The organism is Brachybacterium sp. YJGR34 (assembly GCF_003347015.1).
Lineage (GTDB): Bacteria > Actinomycetota > Actinomycetes > Actinomycetales > Dermabacteraceae > Brachybacterium.
On the sequence record NZ_PNFB01000018.1, the window covers coordinates 18,933 to 38,603 of the forward strand.

General features: G+C 73.4%; 21 protein-coding genes. 12 read left to right on the forward strand and 9 right to left on the reverse strand.

The features are described 5' to 3' along the window. Positions 1–3: 3 nt before the first annotated feature. The 4 genes from CXH06_RS13975 (at position 4) to CXH06_RS13990 (ending at position 4,481) form a co-directional block, all read left to right on the forward strand. Positions 4–666 carry a TetR/AcrR family transcriptional regulator gene (locus CXH06_RS13975; RefSeq protein WP_114855815.1) on the forward strand — a complete coding sequence of 221 codons (663 nt, stop codon included), beginning with the start codon at positions 4–6 and terminating at the stop codon, positions 664–666. A 59-nt stretch (positions 667–725) separates the two neighbouring features. Next, entirely contained in the window at positions 726–947 is a 222-nt protein-coding gene (locus CXH06_RS13980) for a DUF3107 domain-containing protein (RefSeq protein WP_114855816.1), read from the forward strand. A gap of 6 nt (positions 948–953) precedes the next feature. Next, complete coding sequence (locus CXH06_RS13985; RefSeq protein WP_157975752.1) at positions 954–2,660, forward strand: metallophosphoesterase; 1,707 nt, start codon at positions 954–956, stop codon at positions 2,658–2,660. A gap of 66 nt (positions 2,661–2,726) precedes the next feature. After that, positions 2,727–4,481 carry a DEAD/DEAH box helicase gene (locus CXH06_RS13990; RefSeq protein ID WP_114855817.1) on the forward strand — a complete coding sequence of 585 codons (1,755 nt, stop codon included), beginning with the start codon at positions 2,727–2,729 and terminating at the stop codon, positions 4,479–4,481. Between the two features lie 123 nt (positions 4,482–4,604). Here CXH06_RS13990 and CXH06_RS13995 read toward each other — a convergent pair whose 3' ends face one another. Then, positions 4,605–5,489, reverse strand: coding sequence for a PHP domain-containing protein (locus tag CXH06_RS13995; RefSeq protein ID WP_114855818.1), 885 nt, complete (start codon positions 5,487–5,489; stop codon positions 4,605–4,607). Positions 5,490–5,526: 37 nt separating this feature from the next. Between CXH06_RS13995 and CXH06_RS14000 the strand changes: the two genes are divergently transcribed. The 4 genes from CXH06_RS14000 to CXH06_RS14015 are packed head-to-tail and all read left to right on the forward strand — an operon-like array spanning position 5,527 to position 10,137. After that, entirely contained in the window at positions 5,527–7,059 is a 1,533-nt protein-coding gene (locus tag CXH06_RS14000; RefSeq protein ID WP_369832995.1) for an aminopeptidase P family protein, read from the forward strand. Then, positions 7,056–8,384, forward strand: coding sequence for a magnesium transporter MgtE N-terminal domain-containing protein (locus CXH06_RS14005; RefSeq protein ID WP_198684081.1), 1,329 nt, complete (start codon positions 7,056–7,058; stop codon positions 8,382–8,384). Before CXH06_RS14000 ends, CXH06_RS14005 begins: the two co-directional genes overlap by 4 nt. A gap of 2 nt (positions 8,385–8,386) precedes the next feature. Next, on the forward strand, positions 8,387–8,992 hold the full coding sequence (locus CXH06_RS14010; RefSeq protein ID WP_114855820.1) for a DUF1003 domain-containing protein: 606 nt from the start codon (positions 8,387–8,389) through the stop codon (positions 8,990–8,992). Further along, positions 8,989–10,137 (forward strand): Mrp/NBP35 family ATP-binding protein, encoded by a 1,149-nt coding sequence (locus CXH06_RS14015; protein ID WP_114855821.1) that lies wholly within the window; start codon positions 8,989–8,991, stop codon positions 10,135–10,137. Before CXH06_RS14010 ends, CXH06_RS14015 begins: the two co-directional genes overlap by 4 nt. A 10-nt stretch (positions 10,138–10,147) precedes the next feature. On the opposite strand, the gene CXH06_RS14020 is transcribed toward CXH06_RS14015, so the two are convergent. Then, the gene (locus CXH06_RS14020; RefSeq protein ID WP_114855822.1) at positions 10,148–10,567 is read right to left on the reverse strand and encodes a twin-arginine translocase TatA/TatE family subunit; all 420 of its coding nucleotides are present in this window, start codon (positions 10,565–10,567) and stop codon (positions 10,148–10,150) included. Positions 10,568–10,707: 140 nt separating this feature from the next. On the opposite strand from CXH06_RS14020, the gene CXH06_RS14025 reads away from it, so the two are divergent. After that, positions 10,708–11,367, forward strand: coding sequence for an O-methyltransferase (locus CXH06_RS14025; RefSeq protein ID WP_114855823.1), 660 nt, complete (start codon positions 10,708–10,710; stop codon positions 11,365–11,367). Between the two features lie 75 nt (positions 11,368–11,442). Here CXH06_RS14025 and CXH06_RS14030 read toward each other — a convergent pair whose 3' ends face one another. The 5 genes from CXH06_RS14030 to CXH06_RS14050 form a co-directional block, all read right to left on the reverse strand. Next, positions 11,443–11,610 carry a DUF3117 domain-containing protein gene (locus tag CXH06_RS14030; protein ID WP_114855824.1) on the reverse strand — a complete coding sequence of 56 codons (168 nt, stop codon included), beginning with the start codon at positions 11,608–11,610 and terminating at the stop codon, positions 11,443–11,445. Between the two features lie 79 nt (positions 11,611–11,689). Then, positions 11,690–11,851, reverse strand: coding sequence for a hypothetical protein (locus CXH06_RS18460; RefSeq protein ID WP_114855825.1), 162 nt, complete (start codon positions 11,849–11,851; stop codon positions 11,690–11,692). Beyond that, entirely contained in the window at positions 11,848–12,618 is a 771-nt protein-coding gene (locus tag CXH06_RS14040) for a TIGR00730 family Rossman fold protein (protein ID WP_114855826.1), read from the reverse strand. Before CXH06_RS14040 ends, CXH06_RS18460 begins: the two co-directional genes overlap by 4 nt. 16 nt (positions 12,619–12,634) lie before the next feature. Next, positions 12,635–13,735 carry a succinyl-diaminopimelate desuccinylase gene (gene dapE, locus CXH06_RS14045; protein WP_114855827.1) on the reverse strand — a complete coding sequence of 367 codons (1,101 nt, stop codon included), beginning with the start codon at positions 13,733–13,735 and terminating at the stop codon, positions 12,635–12,637. A 63-nt stretch (positions 13,736–13,798) separates the two neighbouring features. Further along, on the reverse strand, positions 13,799–15,574 hold the full coding sequence (locus CXH06_RS14050) for an FAD/NAD(P)-binding domain-containing protein (protein WP_114855828.1): 1,776 nt from the start codon (positions 15,572–15,574) through the stop codon (positions 13,799–13,801). Between the two features lie 68 nt (positions 15,575–15,642). On the opposite strand from CXH06_RS14050, the gene CXH06_RS14055 reads away from it, so the two are divergent. Continuing rightward, complete coding sequence (locus tag CXH06_RS14055) at positions 15,643–16,524, forward strand: hypothetical protein (protein ID WP_114855829.1); 882 nt, start codon at positions 15,643–15,645, stop codon at positions 16,522–16,524. Between the two features lie 15 nt (positions 16,525–16,539). Here CXH06_RS14055 and CXH06_RS14060 read toward each other — a convergent pair whose 3' ends face one another. Continuing rightward, on the reverse strand, positions 16,540–17,121 hold the full coding sequence (locus CXH06_RS14060) for an MFS transporter (protein WP_114855830.1): 582 nt from the start codon (positions 17,119–17,121) through the stop codon (positions 16,540–16,542). A gap of 150 nt (positions 17,122–17,271) precedes the next feature. Next, a complete protein-coding gene (locus CXH06_RS14065) occupies positions 17,272–17,838 on the reverse strand; it encodes an MFS transporter (RefSeq protein WP_114855831.1) in 567 nt (188 codons plus the stop codon). A 104-nt stretch (positions 17,839–17,942) separates the two neighbouring features. Here CXH06_RS14065 and CXH06_RS18465 point away from each other — a divergent pair, with 104 nt between their 5' ends. Both CXH06_RS18465 and dapD read left to right on the forward strand, forming a co-directional pair. Continuing rightward, entirely contained in the window at positions 17,943–18,683 is a 741-nt protein-coding gene (locus CXH06_RS18465; protein WP_198684082.1) for a helix-turn-helix domain-containing protein, read from the forward strand. Beyond that, positions 18,680–19,657, forward strand: coding sequence for a 2,3,4,5-tetrahydropyridine-2,6-dicarboxylate N-succinyltransferase (gene dapD, locus CXH06_RS14075; protein WP_114855832.1), 978 nt, complete (start codon positions 18,680–18,682; stop codon positions 19,655–19,657). Before CXH06_RS18465 ends, dapD begins: the two co-directional genes overlap by 4 nt. Positions 19,658–19,671 lie beyond the last annotated feature (14 nt).

The following is a 19,671-nucleotide window of genomic DNA, read 5'->3' on the forward strand; positions in this document are numbered from 1 at the left end:
CCCATGCCCCCGTCCCCCACGGCCAGGATGCCGCGCGCACGGCGCCGGGCGCAGCTGCTCGAGCTGGCCACCAGTGTGTTCACGCAGAAGGGCTTCCAGTCCACGTCGATGGACGACATCGCCGCCGCGGCCGGGGTCACCAAGCCGGTGCTCTACCAGCACTTCGACTCCAAGGAGACCCTCTACGTCGAGGTGCTGGACATCCTCGCCGAGGCCATGATCGCCGAGGTCACCGCCCTCGGCACCCGGGGCGGCGACACCGCGGACCTGGTGCGCGGTGGCCTTCGGCGCTTCTACGAGGTGGTCTCCCTGGACAACTCGCTGCGCCTGTTCACCGGCCACGAGATCATCTCGGAGACCGTCCAGCAGCGGGTGGTCGCCGTGCTGGACCGGATGGCGATCGAGCTCGCGCGGGTGCTCTCGGGGGCGCGCCGCCTGAGCACCGAGCAGTCGCGGGTGCTGGGCCGCGGCCTGATCGCCGTCACCCAGACCACCGCGGAGCTGCTCCATGACGCCGACGGCGAGGCCGAGCGGGAGGCGATCCTCGACGTCATGACCACCTCCCTCGTGCACGGTCTCACCGGGTTCGCCCCGCGGGAGAGGCCACGGATCGCCGGTGTTGTGCTGGGAGCGGACGGCGATGCCTCCTCCCCCGCGGACGGCTAGACTTCCCGGGTCACAGCAACGAGCATCCCCGCCCCTCGGGGCGGAGGGAAGGACAGGTCATGGAGATCCGCATCGGCATCCAGCACTCCCCCCGCGAGATCGTGATCGAGTCCGAGGAGAAGGCCGCGGCGCTGCTCGAGCGGCTCAGCGCCGCCGTCGCCGACGGCAGCCCCGTCACCCTCGTCGACGACAAGGGCCGCACCGTGCTCGTCCCGGGCGCGAAGCTCGCCTATGCCGAGGTCTCCACGGAGGAGCCCCGGCGGGTCGGCTTCCTCGGCTGATCCACCGTGACCTCCTCCGAGGACGCCCCGCGGGCCGACGACGTCCCTGCGGACGGGGCCGACGCGGCGGCCCCGACGGACGAGGGCACCGCGCCCCGGTGGACGCGCCGTCGGCGGGTGCGGCGCGCCCGCCTGCTCCAGATCACCACCACGACGGTGGTCGCCGTGCTCGGCGCGATCGTGGGGCTGATGCTCGTTCCCGCCACCGAGGTCGAGGTGGGCCCCCTCACCGCGAGCGTGCACGTGCGGCCCGCGGTCGCCTCGGAGACGGTGCTCCTGCTGCCCCCGGTGGGGCAGGTCTCCTTCGACACCCATACCGCTCCCGTGCGCATCGAGGCGCGTGTGCAGGGCGTCGACGTGGAGAAGGCCGAGGCCCTCTTCTACTCGGACACCGGATTCGCGGAGCTCCAGCAGTCCGCTCCGGAGACGATCACCGCGGCCGCCGCGCGGAACGCCGCCCTCAACGCGCTCTTCGGCGCCGCCGGGGCCTCGCTCGCCGTCGGCCTCACCTTCCGCCGGGTGCGGCGGTCCCTGATCGCCGGCGGCAGCGCCGTGGTCCTGGTCGGCGCCTCCGCGGCCGCCACCGCCGCGACCTTCTCCCCCGCCTCCCTCACCCAGCCCTCCTTCGAGGGGCTGCTGTCCCAGGCCGCGTACATCGCGGACCTCGGGGAGGCCACGGCCCAGGACTACCAGAACTACCGCAGCACCCTCGCCGAGTTCGTGGGGCAGGTCTCGGCGCTGTACATCGCGGCGGACTCGCTGCCCGTGGGCCTGGACCAGGAGAACCTGATCACCGTCCTGCACGTCTCGGACATCCATGACAACCCGCAGGCCTACGACGTCATCGCCGAGCTCGACACCCAGTTCGCGATCGACGTGGTCGTCGACACCGGCGACATCGTCTCCTGGGGCACCCCGCTCGAGCACGAGCTGCTCACCAGGATCGGCACGCTCGACGTTCCCTACGTGTACGTCGCCGGCAACCACGACGGCGCGGGCGCGGCCGCGACGATCGCCGCGCAGCCCAACGCCACCGTGCTCGAGAACGAGGTGACCGAGGTCGCCGGGCTGCGCATCGCCGGCATCGGCGACCCGCGCTTCGCGGCCGACGACGACTCCGACGCCGGCGGCTGGCGCGAGGGCGACCGGGCCGTGGACGCCGCCGCCTTCCAGCTGGGCGAGACCATCGAGACCCACGACGGCGACCATCCCGAGGCCCCCGTCGACCTCGCCCTCTTCCACGATCCGACCCAGCCCGAGGGCCTGCTCGGCCGCGTGCCGATGGTGCTCTCGGGCCATATGCACACGGCTGACGTGCAGATGGACCGCGAGGGCTCGGGCACGGACTGGCTCACCCTGGGCTCCACCGGTGGAGCCCTCGCCTCCGGCGGGGTGGCCCCGGTGCTGCAGGGCCAGGACCCCCTCGACCTCTCCGCCCGGATGCTCTACTTCGACGCGGACACCCGTCGCCTGGTCGCCTACGACGACATCACCATGGGCGGGCTGGGCCTGGTCTCCGTCTCGATCCAGCGCACCCAGGTGCCCGCGGAGACGCACCCCCTCGAGGTGCCCGAGGGCGCCGAGACCCCGGAGGAGCCCGTGCCCTCGGAGCAGTCGGTCGAGCCGGGCGAGGGACTGCCGGACGAGGAACGCGTCACCCCCACCGCGCCGAGCAGTCCCCTGCCCGAGGTCAGCGACGGCGGCGAGGGCTGATCCCGGCCCCTCGGCGGCCCGGGGGGCTACGATGGCAGGGCACATCCATGACCAGAGAGTTGAACGGTGCCTGAAACCATCCCGCACACCGATGAGGCCGTGTCGGCCTCCCCCGCCGTCGAGCAGAGCTCCGGCACTCCTGCACAGACCCAGACCTTCGCGGACTTCGACGTCCGTCCCGACATCGTCGAGGCGCTCGCCGCGAAGGGCATCACCACGCCCTTCCCGATCCAGTCGATGACCCTCCCGGTCGCACTGCGCGGCCGCGACATCATCGGCCAGGCCAAGACCGGCACGGGCAAGACCCTCGGCTTCGGCATCCCGCTGCTGCAGAACTCCGTCGCCCCGGGCGAGCCCAATCCCGACGACCGGCCGATCGGGAAGCCGCAGGCCCTCGTGGTGCTGCCCACCCGCGAGCTCGCCGTCCAGGTCGCCCACGATCTCGAGACGGCCTCGGCGAAGCGACCGATCCGCGTCCTGACCGTCTACGGCGGCCGCGCCTACGAGCCGCAGATCGAGGCGCTCGAGAAGGGCGTCGAGGTCGTCGTCGGCACCCCCGGCCGTCTCATCGACCTGATGCGCCAGAAGTACCTGGACCTGTCCCAGGTGCGCACCGCGGTGCTCGACGAGGCCGACGAGATGCTGGACCTGGGCTTCCTCGAGGACATCGAGAAGCTGCTCCAGGCCGTCCCCGGCAACCGCCAGACGATGCTGTTCTCCGCGACGATGCCGGGCCCGATCATGGCCCTGGCCCGTCGCTTCATGAAGCAGCCCACGCACATCCGAGCCCATGACCCGGGCGACGGCGCCCGCACCAAGGCGGACATCAAGCAGGTCGTCTACCGCGCCCACCAGCTCGACAAGATCGAGGTCATGGCCCGCATCCTGCAGGCCCGCGGCCGCGGCCTGTCGATCATCTTCATGCGCACCAAGCGCCAGGCCGACCGGGTCGCCGGCGACCTCGCCGATCGCGGCTTCGCGGCCGCCCCGCTGCACGGCGACCTCGGCCAGGGCGCCCGCGAGCAGGCGCTGCGCGCCTTCCGCAACGGCAAGATCGACGTGCTGGTCGCGACCGACGTCGCCGCCCGCGGCATCGACGTCACCGACGTCACCCATGTCGTGAACTGGAACTGCCCCGACGACGACAAGACCTACCTCCACCGCACCGGCCGCACCGGCCGCGCGGGCAAGAAGGGCACCGCGGTGACCTTCGTGGACTGGGAGGACGTGGCGCGCTGGGGGCTCATCGCCCGGCAGCTGGGCCTGGAGACCGCCGAGGCGACCGAGACCTACTCCACCTCGGACCACCTGTTCACCGATCTCGACATCCCGACCGACGCCAAGGGGACCCTGCCCCGGGACCGTCGCACCCGGGAGGGGCTCGAGGCCGAGGAGCTCGAGGACCTCGGCGGTCCCGACCGCTCGGCGCGCGGAGGGCGCGACGGCGGGCGCGAGCGCTCCCGGGGCGGCCGGGACGGCGGGAGCCGGGGCGGCCGCGACAGCGGCGGTCGCGGCGGCCGGTCCGGAGGGCGCGGCGGCGAGAGCCGCTCCGTCGAGCGGGACCGTGCGGAGAGCAGCGGCGAGAGCACGGGCGACCGTCCCCGCCGCAGCCGGTCCCGCACCCGCACCCGCCGGGTGGCCGGCGAGGCGAGCCCGACCGCACAGGACACCGCGAGCGGCCCTCAGGGCGGCGAGTCCCGCCCGCCGGCGGACACGCCGGCCGACGCCTCGGGCGATCGGCCCCGTCGTCGGCGGTCCCGCGGCGGCCGCGGCCGCTCCGGCGGCGGCGAGGGCTCCGCGCCGTCCGCACCGCAGGACTGACCCGGTCGGGAGCCCGCGTCCCCGCATCGAGTGCGGTCCCGTACCAGATCCGAACCGGATCCGGAACGGGACCGCACTCGTCGTCGTGGAGGGGTCGGCGAGCGCGGGAGCGCCCGCCCGGGCTCAGGGGCGCAGGATCTCCGTGCCGCTCGTGGCGCGCTCGCTGATCTGCGCGAGCACCGAGGCCGCGGTGAGCTCCTCCCCCAGCGCATTCGGCTTCCCGGTGCCGTGGTGGTCGCTCCCCCCGGTCATCAGCAGATCGTGGGTGCGCGCGAACCGGCGCAGCCGCTCCCGCTCCGCGCCGTCGTGCTCGCGGTGGTCGACCTCGATGCCGTCCAGGCCCGCCGCGACCATCTCCTCGAGCAGGTCCAGCGGCAGATCGGAGTCGCGGGTCACGGACCCCGGATGCGCGAGCACGGACACCCCGCCGGCCGCGCGGATCGCGGCGACGGTCGCCGCGGGCGAGGGAGCGTAGTAGGGGACGTAGTAGGGACCGGACGGGCTGAGGATCTCCCGGAACGCCTCGGAGCGGTCCGCGATCGCGCCGCGCGCGACGAGGGCATCGGCGATGTGCGGCCGGCCGATCACGGTCTGCTCCCCGGCGACCTGTCCGGTCACGTCCTCCCAGGTGATCGGGTGGTCGCGAGCGATCAGCTCCACCATCCGCCGGGCGCGGTCCGCGCGGGAGGCACGGGCCCGGGCCATCTCCTCGGCCAGCTCGCTGCGCTCCGAGGAGTCCGGGAGCAGCGCGAGCACGTGCACGCTCAGCGTCCCCGACTCGCTGGAGACCTCGATGCCGGGCACCGCGGCCACCCCGCTCGCGGCGACCGCCGCGGGCAGCTCCGCCCAGCCGGAGACGGTGTCGTGGTCGGTCAGGGCGAGCACGTCCAGCCCCGCCCTCGAGGCATCGTCGAACAGCGTCCCCACGGTGCTCGTGCCGTCGGAGCACGAGCTGTGCGCGTGCAGATCGATGCGCATGGCCGCGCCGGCGTCGGACCTCTCACTCATCTGCCCAGGGTAGACCGCGACGTGAGAACATCGTGGGGTGAGCACCGAGAACACCGCCAGCACCGACAGCAGCGACCGGATGAAGGACCTCGCCTCCCGCGGGGACTCCCGCTCGCAGCGCCCCAGCAACGAGGCGTTCCGCGAGTTCATCTCCTCCGGGTGGGACGAGACCGTCCCGGTCGCGGATCCGCTGCCCGCCGCGGAGGTCACCCCCGAGCGTCGCGATGCGCTGGTGCGGCGCCTGCCGGGGACCCGTCTGGTGCTGCCCGCCGGGGTGCTGAAGGTGCGCTCCAACGACACCGACTACCCCTTCCGCCCGGACACCGCCTTCGCGTACTACTCCGGCCTGGGCACCGATGAGGAGCCGGACAGCGTGCTGGTCGTCGAGCCGTCGGCCGAGGACCCCACGCTCTCGCGCGCCACCTACTTCTTCCGCCCCCGCGCCGGCTTCGACAGCAGCGAGTTCTACGCCGATGCGCGCTACGGCGAGATGTGGGTGGGGCGTCGCCCCACCCTCGCCGAGGCCGGCCGGCGCCTGGGCATCGAGGTGCGCCACATCGACGAGCTGCGCGACCACCTCGCCAAGGACGTCGGCGCCCATCTCTCCCTGTCCGTCATGCCCGCCGTGGACGCCGGCGTGGAGGCGATGGTCCAGGAGATCCGCGGCCAGAACGGACTGCCCGACGGCGAGGAGGCCACCGCCGAGTTCGCCGCCCTCAAGGAAGCCGCGAGCGAGCAGCGGCTGGTCAAGGACGACTACGAGATCACGCAGATGCGCGCCGCGGTGGACGCCACGATCCGCGGCTTCGAGGACGTCATCGCGCAGCTGCCCGCGGCCGTCGGCCATCCGCGCGGCGAGCGGGTCATCGAGGGCGCCTTCACCGCCTCCGCACGGGCCGCGGGCAACGGCGTCGGCTACGACACCATCGCCGCCGCCGGGGACCACGCCTGCACCCTGCACTGGACCCGCAACGACGGCGCCGTCCGCGAGGACGAGCTGGTGCTCATCGACGCGGGCGTCGAGATCGACTCGCTCTACACCGCGGACGTCACCCGCACCCTGCCGGTCTCCGGCACCTTCTCCCCCGTCCAGCGGAAGGTCTACGACGCCGTCCTCGAGGCCGCCGACGCCGCCTTCGCCGTGGCCCGGCCCGGGCTGCGCTTCCGCGAGCTGCACACCGCGGCGATGGAGGTCCTCGCCGACCGGCTCGAGGAATGGGGCCTGCTGCCCGGCACCGCCGCCCAGTCGCTCTCCGCCGAGGGCCAGTGGCACCGGCGCTGGATGCCCCACGGCACCAGCCATCACCTGGGGATGGACGTCCACGACTGCGCGCAGGCGCGGCGTGAGATGTACCTGGACGCGGAGCTCGAGCCCGGCATGGTCTTCACCATCGAGCCCGGCCTCTACTTCAAGGAGAACGACCTGCTGGTGCCCGAGGAGCTGCGCGGCATCGGGGTGCGGATCGAGGACGACGTGCTGGTCACGGCCGACGGGGTGGAGAACCTCTCGGCCGCCGCGCCGCGCACCGCCGCCGAGGTCGAGCGCTGGATCGCGGGACTGCGGCGGTGAGCAGCACCTCGCAGCCCCGCTTCTACGCGGCGCGGCTCGCCGGCACCAGCGTCTTCGATCCGATCGGGGACGCGGTGGCGACGGTCCGCGACGTGGTGGTGGTGCCGCAGAGCCGCGCCGGGGCCCGCGCGGTGGGCTTCGTCGTGGAGGTGGCCGGCAAGCGCCGCGTGTTCCTGCCCGCCACCCGGGTCACCTCGATCTCCCCGGGCCAGGTGATCTCCACCGGGGTGCTGAACGTGCGGCGCTTCGAGAAGCGCACCGGCGAGCTGCTCGTGATCGGCGATCTCCTGGACCGCGTGGTGACCTTCCTGGACGGCCGCGGCGAGGCGACGGTGCTGGACATCGCGCTGGACCAGAACCGGCACCGCGACTGGGAGGTCTCCCGCCTGCACCTGCGCCGGCACCGGCGCGGCGGCTCGCTGAGCAGGCTGGTCAGCCGCGGGGAGACCCTCACCGTCGAGGTCGGCGAGGTCAGCGGGCTGTACGGCTCCCAGGCCGAGCAGTCCGCCCATCTGCTGGCCGCCTCCTACCAGGACCTCAACCCCGCCGACCTCGCCGAGGTGATCCAGGAGCTCGAGCCCAAGCGTCGCATCGAGATGGCCGGCGAGCTGTCCGACGAGCGCCTCGCGGACGTCCTCGAGGAGCTGCCCGAGGACACCCGGGTCGAGGTGATGACCGGGCTGGACGCCACCCGCGCCGCGGACGTGCTCGACGAGATGGATCCCGACGACGCCGCGGACCTGGTCCAGGAGCTGCCGGAGGCGGTCGCCACGCACCTGCTGAGCCTCATGGAGCCCGAGGAGGCGGAGGACGTCCGCCGCCTCATGGCCTACGACGAGTACGCCGCCGGCGGCATGATGACCACGGAGCCGCTGATCGTCTCCCCCGAGACCTCGGTCGCGCACTGCCTGGCGATGATCAGCCGCGAGGTGGTCCATGCCGCGCTCGCCTCCACGGTGCACGTGTGCCGCTCGCCGCTGGAGACCCCGACGGGCAGGCTGCTGGGCATCGTCCACTTCCAGCAGCTGCTGCGCGAGCGCCCGGACCGTGCCGTCGGCGACCTGCTCGACCAGGACCGGGTGGCCGTCGGTCCCACCGCGCCCCTGTCCGCGGTGACGCGCGAGATGGCGACCTACAACCTCGTCTCGATCCCCGTCATCGACGACGACGGCCGCCTGCTGGGCGCCATCACCGTCGACGACGTGCTGGACCACGTGCTGCCCGAGGACTGGCGCGAGCAGGACGAACCGGCCCCCACCACGGGCCAGATCGATCTCTCGGAGATCGCCCGGGCCACCGCCCGCGAGGACGCGAGGGAGGACTGAGGATGGCCGAGCACGTCCCCGCCCCGCTCGACGACCCCTCGCCCCGGAGGGCCCGGCTGCGCAACCCCTTCGCCGGTGACGCCTTCGGCCGCGCCGCCGAGGGCTTCGCCCGGATGATGGGCACCCCGGCGTTCCTCGTCGGCATGACGCTGTTCTGCGCCGTCTGGCTGACCTGGAACTCGCTCGCCCCCGAGTCCGCCCAGTTCGATCCGCGGGCGCTGAACTTCACCCTGCTGACGCTGATCCTCTCGCTGCAGGCCTCCTACGCCGCGCCCCTGCTGCTGCTCGCGCAGAACCGCCAGGACGACCGCGACCGCGTGCAGGCCGAGCAGGATCGCCAGTCCAACGAGCGCAATCACGCCACCACCGACTTCATCACGCGGGAGATCGCCTCCCTGCGCCTGGCCCTGGGCGACGTCGCGACCCGCGACTTCGTCCGCGGCGAGATCCGCGATCTGCTCGAGGAGCTCGAGGATCACCCCGCCGCACCACCCGCCCCGGATGCCGACACGCTGCGCCGGATCCTCCGTGAGGAGGTCGAGGCCGCCCTCGCGGCCCGTGAGCGCACCGGCGACCCCACCCCATCGAAGGAGCAGGACTCCCCGTGACCAGCACCGCAGACACCACCGGCGACAACCGCGTCGCCCAGATCCACGAGGCGCTGACCGGGGTGATGGACCCCGAGATCCACCGTCCGATCACCGAGCTGGGCATGGTCGACGACGTCTCGATCGACGCCGACGGCACCGCGCGCGTGCAGGTCCTCGTGACCATCGAGGGCTGCCCGATGCGCGACAGGATCGAGCGCGAGACCGCGGAGGCCACCGCGACCGTGCCGGGCCTCAGCCGCGTCGAGGTCTCGACCTCCGCGATGAGCGAGGAGCAGCGCCGTGAGCTCACCGCGCGCCTGCGCCAGGGCCGCCGTCAGATCCCCTTCAACCAGGCCGGGTCGCTGACCCGCGTCTACGCGATCTCCTCCGGCAAGGGCGGGGTCGGCAAGTCCACCGTCACGGCGAACCTGGCCGCCGCGATGGCGGCCGACGGCCTGCGCGTGGGCGTGATCGACGCGGACATCCACGGCTTCTCGATGCCCGGCATGTTCGGCATCACCGACCAGCCCACCAAGGTCTCCGACCTGCTGATGCCGCCGGAGGCGCACGGTGTCGCCGTGATGAGCATCGGCATGTTCGTCCCCGAGGGGCAGGCCGTGGTCTGGCGCGGCCCGAAGATGCACCGCGCGATCGAGCAGTTCGCCTCCGACGTCTTCTGGGGCGATCTGGACGTGCTGCTGCTGGACCTCCCCCCGGGCACCGGGGACGTCGCGATCTCGGTGGCCCAGCTGCTTCCGGGCGCGAAGATGGTCGTGGTGACCACGCCGCAGCAGTCGGCGGCCGCGGTCGCCGAGCGGGTGGGCTCGCTCGCGAGCTCCACCGAGCAGGAGATCGCCGGGGTGGTCGAGAACATGGCCGGGCTGACGCTCCCGGACGGCTCGGTGATGGACGTCTTCGGCACCGGCGGCGGGGACCGGGTCGCCGCCACCCTCGCCGAGTCCGTGGGGCACGACGTCCCCGTGCTGGGCCGGGTGGGTCTGGACCCTGCGCTGCGCGAGGGGGCCGATCAGGGCGTGCCGCTGGTGGTCTCCGCGCCGGAGAGCCCCACCGCGACGTCGCTGCGGGGGATCGCCCGCTCCCTCGTGCACACCCCGCGCGGCCTGGGCGGGATGAAGCTGCCGCTGTCCGTGTCCCGGAGCTGAGCGGCCGGGGTCAGGTGGCCTCGTCGTCGAAGGGGGCGCGCTGGGGGCCCTTGTCCTTCGCCGAGGACTTCTTCCCGCCCGAGGAGCCCTTCTTCGCGGCGGCACCGGCCGCGGCGCCCCCGGCGGCGACGGACATCGCCTCCTTGCTGGGCAGGATCTCCTCGATGTCGGTATCGCCCCAGGCCTCGCGGATGATGCGGCGCGGGTCGTACTGGCGCGGATCGTACTTCCTCAGATCCTCCATCGCGATGCCCATCTCGTCCTCGACGGTCGAGCGGGAGTCGTCCACCCAGCGGCGCGCCATGCGCACCCAGGTGATCAGCTGGCGGGTGACGTCCGGGAGGCGCTGCGGGCCGACGACCACCAGGAAGACGATCAGGATGACGACGATCTCCCAGCCACCGAAGCCGAAGAAGCCGCTGCCGCCCATTGTCCACCTGTTGGTCTCGAGATCCGCTGATGCGGTGACATTATTGCATCGCGGAGCGATCGCGGGTTCTCAGACGCCCCGCGGACCGCAGCTGTCGTAGGATCGGCCCGATCATACGGGCGGAAGGAGAGGATGCACTGATGTCGTCGGGAAAGGTGGCCAGCTGGGCCCACGGGGAGGAGTTCGTCGACGAGGCGACGCTCTTCGCCGACGACGGCGTCCTCGCCCGCGCCCGGGAGCGCGGCAACGAGCTCGGGGCGACTCCGGTCCTGCCCGGCGCGGGGTCCCTGATGCGCGTGCTCGCGGCCGCCGTCCAGGCGCGCTCCGCGGTCGAGATCGGCACGGGCAGCGGGGTCGGCTCCCTCTACCTGCTCTCCGGCATGCATCCCGACGGGGTGCTCACCACGATCGATCCCGAGGTGGAGAACCAGCGCGCGGCGCGGGAGGCCTTCGCGGAGGCCGCGATCCGCTCTCCGCGGGTGCGCACCATCGCCGGCCGTCCGCGGGACGTCGTCGGCCGGCTCACCGACCACGCCTACGACCTGGTCAGCTTCCCGGCCCATGCCGCGCACGTGCTGGACCTGCTCGAGCATGCTCGCCGTCTGCTGCGCCCGGGCGGGGTGCTGGTGATCCCCCACGCGCTCTTCCACGACCGGGTCGCCGATCCCGCCGCGCGGGACGAGACCACCCGTTCGGTGCGCGCTCTGCTGCGGGCGGTGTCCGAGGCCGAGGACCTGGTGCCGGTGCTGACCGGCAGCGGCGACGGCGTCCTCGCCGCGGTGCTGCGACCCGGCCGCTGAGGCCCCGGCACCGACCGGCACGAGCACAGCCCCGCACCACGAGGGTGCGGGGCTGTGGGCCGGAACGCCGTAGGCCTACTCGACGACGCCCTCGAGAGCGTCACGAAGCTCGACCGCCTCGGATGCGGCGATCTCGACGACCAGGCGGCCGCCTCCCTCGAGCGGAACCCGCATGATGATGCTGCGGCCCTCCTCCACGACCTCGAGCGGACCGTCCCCGGTGCGCGGCTTCATTGCAGCCATGGCGTGCCTCCTTGATGGTGTCGCTGCTCCTGAGGGGCTCCCCCGGACGGGGCCTCGGACAGCGCGCGTACGGTGGCCATTATCTCAGGTCCCGCGACCTGATCGCACGCCGTGACCGCCGCGGGCGCTCCGGGAGCCCGATCCCGTCCCCGATCCGCCCCCTCGCGACGCCCACCATGAGCACGCCGACCACCACCGCGACGAGCAGCAGGAGCAGCACGATCGGGGTGACGGCGGTCATCGGCCGGTCGCTCCCGCGCCCGAGGCGTCGTGCCGCTGGGCCGCCTCGCGGAGCACCGCGAGGGCCTCCTCGGCGGTGTCGACCACGCGCAGCAGGTCGATGTCGGAGGGCTTGATCATGCCGCGGTCCACGACCGCGGAGCGGAGCCAGTCCAGCAGCCCCCTCCAGTAGTCCCCGCCGACCAGGACCACGGGGAACATCGCGATCTTGTGGGTCTGCATCAGGCACAGCGCCTCGAACAGCTCGTCGAAGGTGCCGAAGCCGCCGGGCATCACCACGAAGCCGCTGGAGTACTTCACGAACATCGTCTTGCGGGCGAAGAAGTAGCGGAAGTCGACCCCGAGGTCGACATAGGCGTTCATGCCCTGCTCGTGCGGCACCTCGATCCCCAGCCCCACCGAGATGCCGCCGCCCTCCTGGGCACCGCGGTTACCGGCCTCCATGATGCCGGGGCCCCCGCCGGTGATCACCGCGTAGCCCATCTCGACGATGCCGCGCGCGATCTCGCGGGCGCAGGCGTAGTCGGGATGGTCCTCGGGCAGGCGGGCGGAGCCGAAGATCGAGACCGCCGGGCCCAGCTCGGCGAGAGCGCCGAAGCCCTCGACGAACTCGGACTGGATGCGCATGACCCGCCACGGGTCCGAGTGCGTCCAGCTGCCGGCCGCCTCGTCCTCCAGCAGGCGCTGATCGGTGGTGCGGGCGGGACGCAGGGAGCCGCCCAGCGTGACGGGCCCCCGGCGGTGCTGTGCTCGTTCCTCTGGCGTCATGGATCGAGCGTAGCTCTCAGGCGGTGAGGAATCGGCGCAGGCCCTCGAGTGCGGCCTCGAGGTCCGCCAGCGGGACGTGCTCGTCGTCGGCATGGGCGAGCAGCGCGTCGCCCGGGCCGAAGTTCACCGCGGGCACTCCCAGCGCGGCGAACCGTGCCACGTCGGTCCAGCCCTGCTTCGCTGCGAGCGGCACGTCCTCCCCGAGGGCGGCCAGGAAGCCGCGGGCGGCCTCGGCCTCCAGCCCGGGCAGCGCGCCGCCGGCGGCATCGGTCACCACGATGTCCAGGTCCAGGCCCGCGAGGACCTCCCGGACGTGCGCCTCGGCCTGCTCCACGGAGGTGTCCGGGGCGAAGCGGTAGTTCACGGTCACCCGCGCCCGGTCCGGGATGACGTTGCCGGCGATGCCGCCCGAGATCGCGACCGCGTTGAGGCACTCCCGGTACTCGAGGCCGTCGATGACGGCCCGACGGGCACGGTAGGCGGAGAGTCGCTCGAGCACGGGGGCCAGGTGGTGGATCGCGTTGTCGCCCACCCAGTCGCGCGCGGAGTGCGCGGCGATGCCGCGGGCGCTGACCTCGAGCTTCATCGTGCCCTTGCAGCCGCCCTCGACCGCTGCGGAGGTGGGCTCCCCGAGGATCGCGAAGTCCGCGGCGAGGTACTCGGGGTGCTCGGCGGCGATCCGGGTCAGGGAGTTGTCCGCGGCGGCGACCTCCTCGTGGTCGTAGAAGATCCAGGTGAGGTCCACCCCGGCGGCGTCGGCCTCGACCGCGAGCTTGAGCAGCACCGCCACCCCGCCCTTCATGTCACAGGTGCCCCGCCCCACCAGCTCCTCGCGTCCGTCCCGGACCCGGCGGGAGGAGGGGAGGTTGTCCGCGACCGGCACGGTGTCGAGGTGGCCTGCCAGGAGGACGCGCTGCGCGAGGCCGCGATGGGTGCGGGCGATGACGGTGTCGCCGTCGCGGATCACCTCGAGATGGCGGGCATGGGTGCGCAGCGCGTCCTCGACGGCATCGGCGAGCACCCGCTCGTTCCCGGAGACCGACTCGATGTCGACGATCGCGGCGGTGAGGTCGACGATGTCGGAGAACGGGTCGAGGCGAGGGGTCATCTCAGGCATGGGGCCATGGTGCCACGGGCACGGCGATGGTCGTTCCTGGTCGTTCCGCCGCAGGGTCCCCGGTCACCGGTCCTCCGCGCCCAGCGCTCCCCCGGCCCGGGCCAGGCGCAGGGCGACCGCCTCGGCATGGCGCAGCAGCTGGGGGGAGGTGCCGGGCTCGGCGCTGATCGCGGATCCGGGCTGGGCCGTGCTCACCGGGACGCCCACCATCAGGCGGCGCTCGAAGACCCGGCCGTCGGTCCCGATCGGCGCGTAGAGGCCGTCCACGGCGATCGAGCCGGTGAGCATGTGCCGGCGGGTGCCGCGGGAGGCCCACTGGTCCTTCTGCACCTCCCCGCGCTCGCGCCACGCCCCGATCAGCGGGCTGGTGTAGGCCGGGAGGTCCACCCCCGGCAGGTGCGCCTCGAGCACCCCGTCGCAGAGGAGGGCGGGGCCCTCCGCGCCGCGCACCGCATAGCGCCCGGCCTGCTCGTCGATGTCGATGCGCATCCGCGGACCCGTGAACGTCATCAGACCGGCCTCCACGAGGGCGAGGACCTGACGGGCCCGCGGCACCGGCGGCCCCGAGGCCCAGGAGGCGAAGGCGTTGCGCCACTGCCCGTCGATGTCACGGCGCACGGACTCGGTGGTGTAGGCGCCGAGGTCGGTGAGCCGGTTGACCTGGACGCGCAGGGCGATGAGGACCCGGTAGACCAGCAGCCAGGCGGGATCGGGAGCGGTCGCCGCGTGCAGCGAGCGGCGGAGCACCTCGACGGTGCGCTCGTGGGCCGCGCGCGCCGTGGTCGGCTCGCCGCCGCCTCGCCCGAAGGGGAACAGCTCGCGCAGCAGCGCCTCGTCCGTGGCGAGCTCCGCGAAGCCCGCCTCGCGCAGGGCGCGGCGCAGCTCGGCGAGCATCAGCGGCAGCACGTCCCGCTCGTGGTCCACGCCCGCGGAGCGCACGGCCAGCTCGAGCACCCGCTCGCCGGTGAGGACCTGGGGTGTGTACGGCGAGGGCATCTCCGGTCGCAGATCGGGCTTGGGCCGGTAGACCATCCCGGAGCGGGAGCCGACCACGAGATGGGGCTCGGAGCCGCCGGCCAGGTACCGCAGCCCGGAGGGCGCGACGGAGTCCTCGACGAACCGGCCCCCGGCGAGGGTGGTGAGCATGCCGATGGCGTCGTAGAAGTTCAGCCCCATGCCCTGGACGGCGATCCGCTCGCGCCCCAGCAGGTCGGTGTAGTCGACCTCCAGGGGGTTGGCGGGTCCGAGGTGGACCAGGCCGTGGTGGACGGCGGCCTCGGCCAGCTGCTGGGAGCGCGGCCCGGGAGCCGTGGGCAGGTGGCCCAGCGCGAGCGCCACCGCATCGGCACGCAGCACGCGGGAGTCGGAGAGCCGCACCCGCTGGGGACCATCGGGCTCCCCGGTGACGTCCACCGCCTCGGCGGCGTGCTGGACGATCCGCAGGCGCGCCGGGTCCGCCTCCTCCTCGGCGCGCTCCAGGACGTGGGCGAGATAGCGGCCGTGGGCGGCGCGGGAGGCGACGTCGGCGGGCGCGAGACCCTCGCCGGCGAGGAAGTCCGCGAGGGTCCCCGCGTGGCGCGCGGGCAGCACGGCGTGGCAGGAGGAGTCGGGGTACATCGTGGTCTGGCAGGTGGCGGTGTTCATCAGCAGCGTCGACGGCTGGTCGTGGCGCCACACGGCACCGCCGCGGCCCACCAGGGGGTCGACGAGGTGCACCGTGAGCGGGCCGTGCCAGGTCGCATCCTGCGAGGCGGCGACGAGCCGCTCGACGATCGCGGTGCCCCGAGGGCCCGCGCCGACGACGACCACGGTGCGGACGGGATCGGTGGCGGCGGTCATCGCCCCAGTATGGCCCGAGCCGTCCAGAGTCCACCCCTCGGGCCCGAGCCGTCTGCCACCATGTGGGCATGTCGACTCCCGCCCCGCCGCCGAGACATCTCCCCCACGGGTCGCCCACCGGTCCCGGGGGTCTGAGCGGTGGTCGGCAGGCCGCGCGGATCCGCGCGATCGTCACGGCGGATCTGCTGCCCGAGGAGCGCGCCTCGGCCGATGCGCTGGTGCTGACGGCCTGGCTCACCGCGGGGCAGCGCGCGCGGTACGCGACCTCCCTGCGGGCGGGCCCCGACACCGAGGAGTTCGCCGAGCGCCTGGCCGACGAGCGGCGCGTGGTGCTCGAGGAGGGCGCCGACCCGGTGGCCGACGAGCTCGAGTCCGCGGCCGAGGCCGAGCGCGCCGCACGCCAGCTCCCGCTGCGCATCCTCGAGGGCACGCTGCTCGCCATGGCGGTGGGGAGCTTCGCGCTGTTCGTGCTGACCGATGTCCTCGACGGCGGTGCGGCGAGCAGCCTGGCCCGGGCCGCCGTGCCCTATGCGGCGGTAATGGCCCTCGCCGGTCTGCTGGCGGCGGTGGTCGGGGCGGTCGCGACCCATCGGCGCGACCGCCGCCTGCTGGACTGGGCAGTCTCCCGTCCGGGGCAGCTGGGGCGCGGCCTGCCGCTGCGTCGCCCCCTGCAGGGCGAGTCCGCCGGCCCCGCCGTCGCCGCCGCCCTGGGCCCGGCGGTGCTGGTGGCCGCGGGAGTCCTCGGGATCGTCGCCGGGGCGGCGATCCTGCTGATCACCCTGATGCTCGGCGACGAGCAGGGGTGGGCGGCCGCGGCACCGTGGCTGCTGGGCGGAGGCGCCCTCGCCCTGATCGTCGCGGTGACCACGGGCTATCTGCGCGGCCGCCGGCAGCTGCGGGCGGCGCGCCGTTCCCGCGCCGTGGAGTGGTTCGGAGCGTCGGCGCCGTAGCGCCGGGCCGCGGCCTCACTCTGCGGCGAGTCCCTCCTCCCGCGCGAAGCGCTCCCACTGCCCGGCGACGGGCACCCGGCGCAAATCCGGTCCGGCGAGTGCGACGACCGCTCCCGCCGCCGTGATCGCGGCGAGGAGGAGCATCGTCGGGAATGGGCCGGTGAGCTCGAGCCCCCAACCGGCCACCGCCGGCGCCAGTGGCATCAGCCCCATCGAGACCAGTCCCATGAGGGAGCCGATCCGCCCCTGCATCGCCACCGGGGTGATGTGCATGAAGAACCCCTGTACCGCCGCGTTCAGCGGCGCCAGGCCGATCCCCATGAGGACGTAGGCGGCACCGATCGAGAACAGCCCCGGGGCGAAGGGCAGAAGAGCCCCGACCACGGCGACGAGCACGATTGGGGCGATCGTGAGAACGCCCGTGGGGACGCGGTCCACCAGGCGTGGAGCGAGGATCGCCCCGAGCAGGATCGAGGCAGCCAGGACCGTGTTGAGCGCGCCGATGCGGGACGTGGGCACGCCGCCGTCGGCCAGGTGCAGCATCACGGCCAGCGTGAGGCCGTTCATGCCGAGATTGACCAGGATCGCCACGCCCATGATCTGGAGCCGGACCCGCTGGGAGAGCGTCCAGGCGAACGCCTCGCGCAGGTCGTCCCGGACCCGGGTGGGCCCCGCATCCTGCGCTCGGGGCTGGTACCTTCCACGCAGGGACAGCGTGGCCAGAACCGAGCCGAGATGACCCAGCAGTTACGCGAGCGGCGGGAAGAGCACGGAGATCCCCAGCAGAGCCCCGCCGAGGGGGCCGCCGGCCATCTCCACCGCAGCCCCGCGCCCCTCGTTGACCGCCACCGCCCGCGGCAGCAGCCTGGGCGGGACGATCTGCTTGAGCATCGCGTCTGACGCACTGCCCAGGAGCGTGCCGCGCAGGCGGTCGGCGAAGGCGAGGGAACCCAGGACCACGGCGCTCGCCACACCGCTCAGCAACACGGCCACCAGCACCGCCTGGGCCAGCATCCCGGTGAGCCCGGCGAGCAGGCGCAGGCGTCGACGCTCGACGCGATCGGCGAGCAGCCCGCCCGGGACCAGCCCCACCAGTGCGCCGAGCCCCTGGACCAGGCCCACCAGCCCCGTCGCGCCGAGGGAGTCGGTGACCATGAAGGTCACCAGCGGGAAGGCGAAGGTCCCGATGGAGGTGCCGAGATCGAGGCTGATGTCCCCGAGGAGCCAGCGGGCGTAGTCGGGGGTGCTCCGCAGCGTCGCCGGGGCGGTGGGCGGCGGATCGTCGGCAGCCCCGCCGGACCCTGTCGTCGTCATGACCCGAACAGTAATCCCGCAGCACTTGTTGCACAACTACTGTTGCGCACTGGATTGAGCGCACCGAGTGGTGCACATGGTGGAGCCCTTCGTACAGTGGAGCGATGAGCAGCGGAACCCGGGACGACGACAGCAACGGGACCGAGCCCGCGCCTCAACACGCCACTCGTGAGCAGCTGCGGGCCCTCGCCCATCCCCTGCGCCTGGAGATCATGGAACGCGTGATGCGCAGGGGCACAGCGCGCGCCGCCGACATCGCCGCAGATCTCGACCTGCCTGCGAACTCCGTGAGCTACCACCTCAGGATCCTCGCGCGGGGGGACGTCATCGAGGAGGCTCCGGATGCCGCGCGAGATCGGCGCGACCGGGTGTGGAGGATGGCGCAGATCTCCTTCCTCGCCGAGACGACCGAACGCCGTGCCTCCGCGACGTCGAGGACCGGGGAATATCTCGCTGCGAGCGGTGCCGCCTCCCTCGCCCTGATCGACTGGATGCGTGCCGGATGGAGTACCGAGCTGGCCCGTCGCACCGCCGATGGCGCCGCTCCGGCGCGAGGGCTTGGCGACATCTACGCCGGCACCCTGCGCCTCTCACCAGACCAGGCCGAGGAGCTCGACGCCCGAGTCCAGAGCATCCTCGCCGAGTTCAATCGGCTGAATCGCGCGGAGGACGGCACCAATCTCGCCGGCGACCCGGACTCGGGCGGGACGGCCCGCGATTATCGCGTTCTGTGGACTGCGATCGGCGACCCCGCCGTCGCGCGCGACGGGTCAGGTGACCCCGCGCACGGGAGGACGGACGTCGACGACTCCTCGGAGCCGGGCTCCGTAGACTTCTCCCCATGACGACCTCGACTTCGACGCCCTCCCCCGCCACCCACGCCTGGGGCATCGCCCTGGCCACCCTCGCGGCCGACGGCACGACCCTCGATGCCTGGTACCCGGCCCCGCAGCTCGGCACCGCGCCGGACGCGCCGGAGCAGCACCCGCTGCACGCCCAGCTGGCCTCCGCCGCCCGTGCCGACGAGGTGCGCGGCACCACCCAGGAGGTCGTGGTGCGCAGCATCTCCCTGGACGCCGCCCCGGCCGATGCCGCCGACGCCTACCTGCGCCTCCACCTGCTCTCCCACCGGCTCCTCGAGCCCAACGTCCAGAACCTCGACGGACTGTTCGGCCAGCTCACCAACGTGGTCTGGACCTCCGAGGGGCCCTGCGCGGTGCCCGGCTTCGAGGAGACCCGGCTGCGCCTGATCGCCGCCGGCCGCACGCCCACCGTGCTCAGCGTCGACAAGTTCCCCCGCATGGTCGACTACGTGCTGCCCGCCGGGGTCCGCATCGGCGACGCGGACCGGGTGCGCCTGGGCGCCCACCTCGCGGAGGGCACCACCGTCATGCACGAGGGCTTCGTGAACTTCAACGCCGGGACCCTGGGCACCTCGATGGTCGAGGGCCGCATCTCGCAGGGCGTGGTCGTGGGCGACGGCTCCGACGTCGGCGGCGGCGCCTCCACCATGGGCACGCTCTCCGGCGGCGGGACCGAGCGGGTCCGCATCGGCCGGCGCTCGCTGGTGGGCGCCGAGGCCGGCATCGGCATCGCGCTGGGCGACGACTGCGTGGTCGAGGCGGGCCTGTACCTCACCGCCGGCACCAAGGTCGAGCTGGTCGGCGAGCAGGGAGCCGAGGCGCACGTGGTCAAGGCCCGCGAGCTCTCCGGAGTCCCGAACCTGCTGTTCCGCCGCAACTCGCTGACCGGCGCGGTGCAGGCGGTGGCCCGGGCGGGCCAGACCGTCGAGCTCAACGCCGCCCTCCACGCGAACTGACGCCGGGACGGGGG

Excerpts from the sequence above, each read along its gene's own strand:
- dapD (WP_114855832.1), top strand. The coding sequence starts at position 18,680 with ATGACGACCTCGACTTCGACGCCCTCCCCCGCCACCCACGCCTGGGGC.
- CXH06_RS14030 (WP_114855824.1), bottom strand. The coding sequence starts at position 11,610 with ATGGCTGCAATGAAGCCGCGCACCGGGGACGGTCCGCTCGAGGTCGTG.
- CXH06_RS14020 (WP_114855822.1), bottom strand. The coding sequence starts at position 10,567 with ATGGGCGGCAGCGGCTTCTTCGGCTTCGGTGGCTGGGAGATCGTCGTC.
- CXH06_RS14025 (WP_114855823.1), top strand. The coding sequence starts at position 10,708 with ATGTCGTCGGGAAAGGTGGCCAGCTGGGCCCACGGGGAGGAGTTCGTC.
- CXH06_RS14040 (WP_114855826.1), bottom strand. The coding sequence starts at position 12,618 with ATGACGCCAGAGGAACGAGCACAGCACCGCCGGGGGCCCGTCACGCTG.
- CXH06_RS14050 (WP_114855828.1), bottom strand. The coding sequence starts at position 15,574 with ATGACCGCCGCCACCGATCCCGTCCGCACCGTGGTCGTCGTCGGCGCG.
- CXH06_RS18465 (WP_198684082.1), top strand. The coding sequence starts at position 17,943 with ATGAGCAGCGGAACCCGGGACGACGACAGCAACGGGACCGAGCCCGCG.
- CXH06_RS18460 (WP_114855825.1), bottom strand. The coding sequence starts at position 11,851 with ATGACCGCCGTCACCCCGATCGTGCTGCTCCTGCTGCTCGTCGCGGTG.
- CXH06_RS14065 (WP_114855831.1), bottom strand. The coding sequence starts at position 17,838 with ATGACGACGACAGGGTCCGGCGGGGCTGCCGACGATCCGCCGCCCACC.
- CXH06_RS13975 (WP_114855815.1), top strand. The coding sequence starts at position 4 with ATGCCCCCGTCCCCCACGGCCAGGATGCCGCGCGCACGGCGCCGGGCG.
- CXH06_RS13995 (WP_114855818.1), bottom strand. The coding sequence starts at position 5,489 with ATGAGTGAGAGGTCCGACGCCGGCGCGGCCATGCGCATCGATCTGCAC.
- CXH06_RS14060 (WP_114855830.1), bottom strand. The coding sequence starts at position 17,121 with ATGGGCGTGGCGATCCTGGTCAATCTCGGCATGAACGGCCTCACGCTG.
- dapE (WP_114855827.1), bottom strand. The coding sequence starts at position 13,735 with ATGCCTGAGATGACCCCTCGCCTCGACCCGTTCTCCGACATCGTCGAC.
- CXH06_RS13980 (WP_114855816.1), top strand. The coding sequence starts at position 726 with ATGGAGATCCGCATCGGCATCCAGCACTCCCCCCGCGAGATCGTGATC.
- CXH06_RS14055 (WP_114855829.1), top strand. The coding sequence starts at position 15,643 with ATGTCGACTCCCGCCCCGCCGCCGAGACATCTCCCCCACGGGTCGCCC.
- CXH06_RS14010 (WP_114855820.1), top strand. The coding sequence starts at position 8,387 with ATGGCCGAGCACGTCCCCGCCCCGCTCGACGACCCCTCGCCCCGGAGG.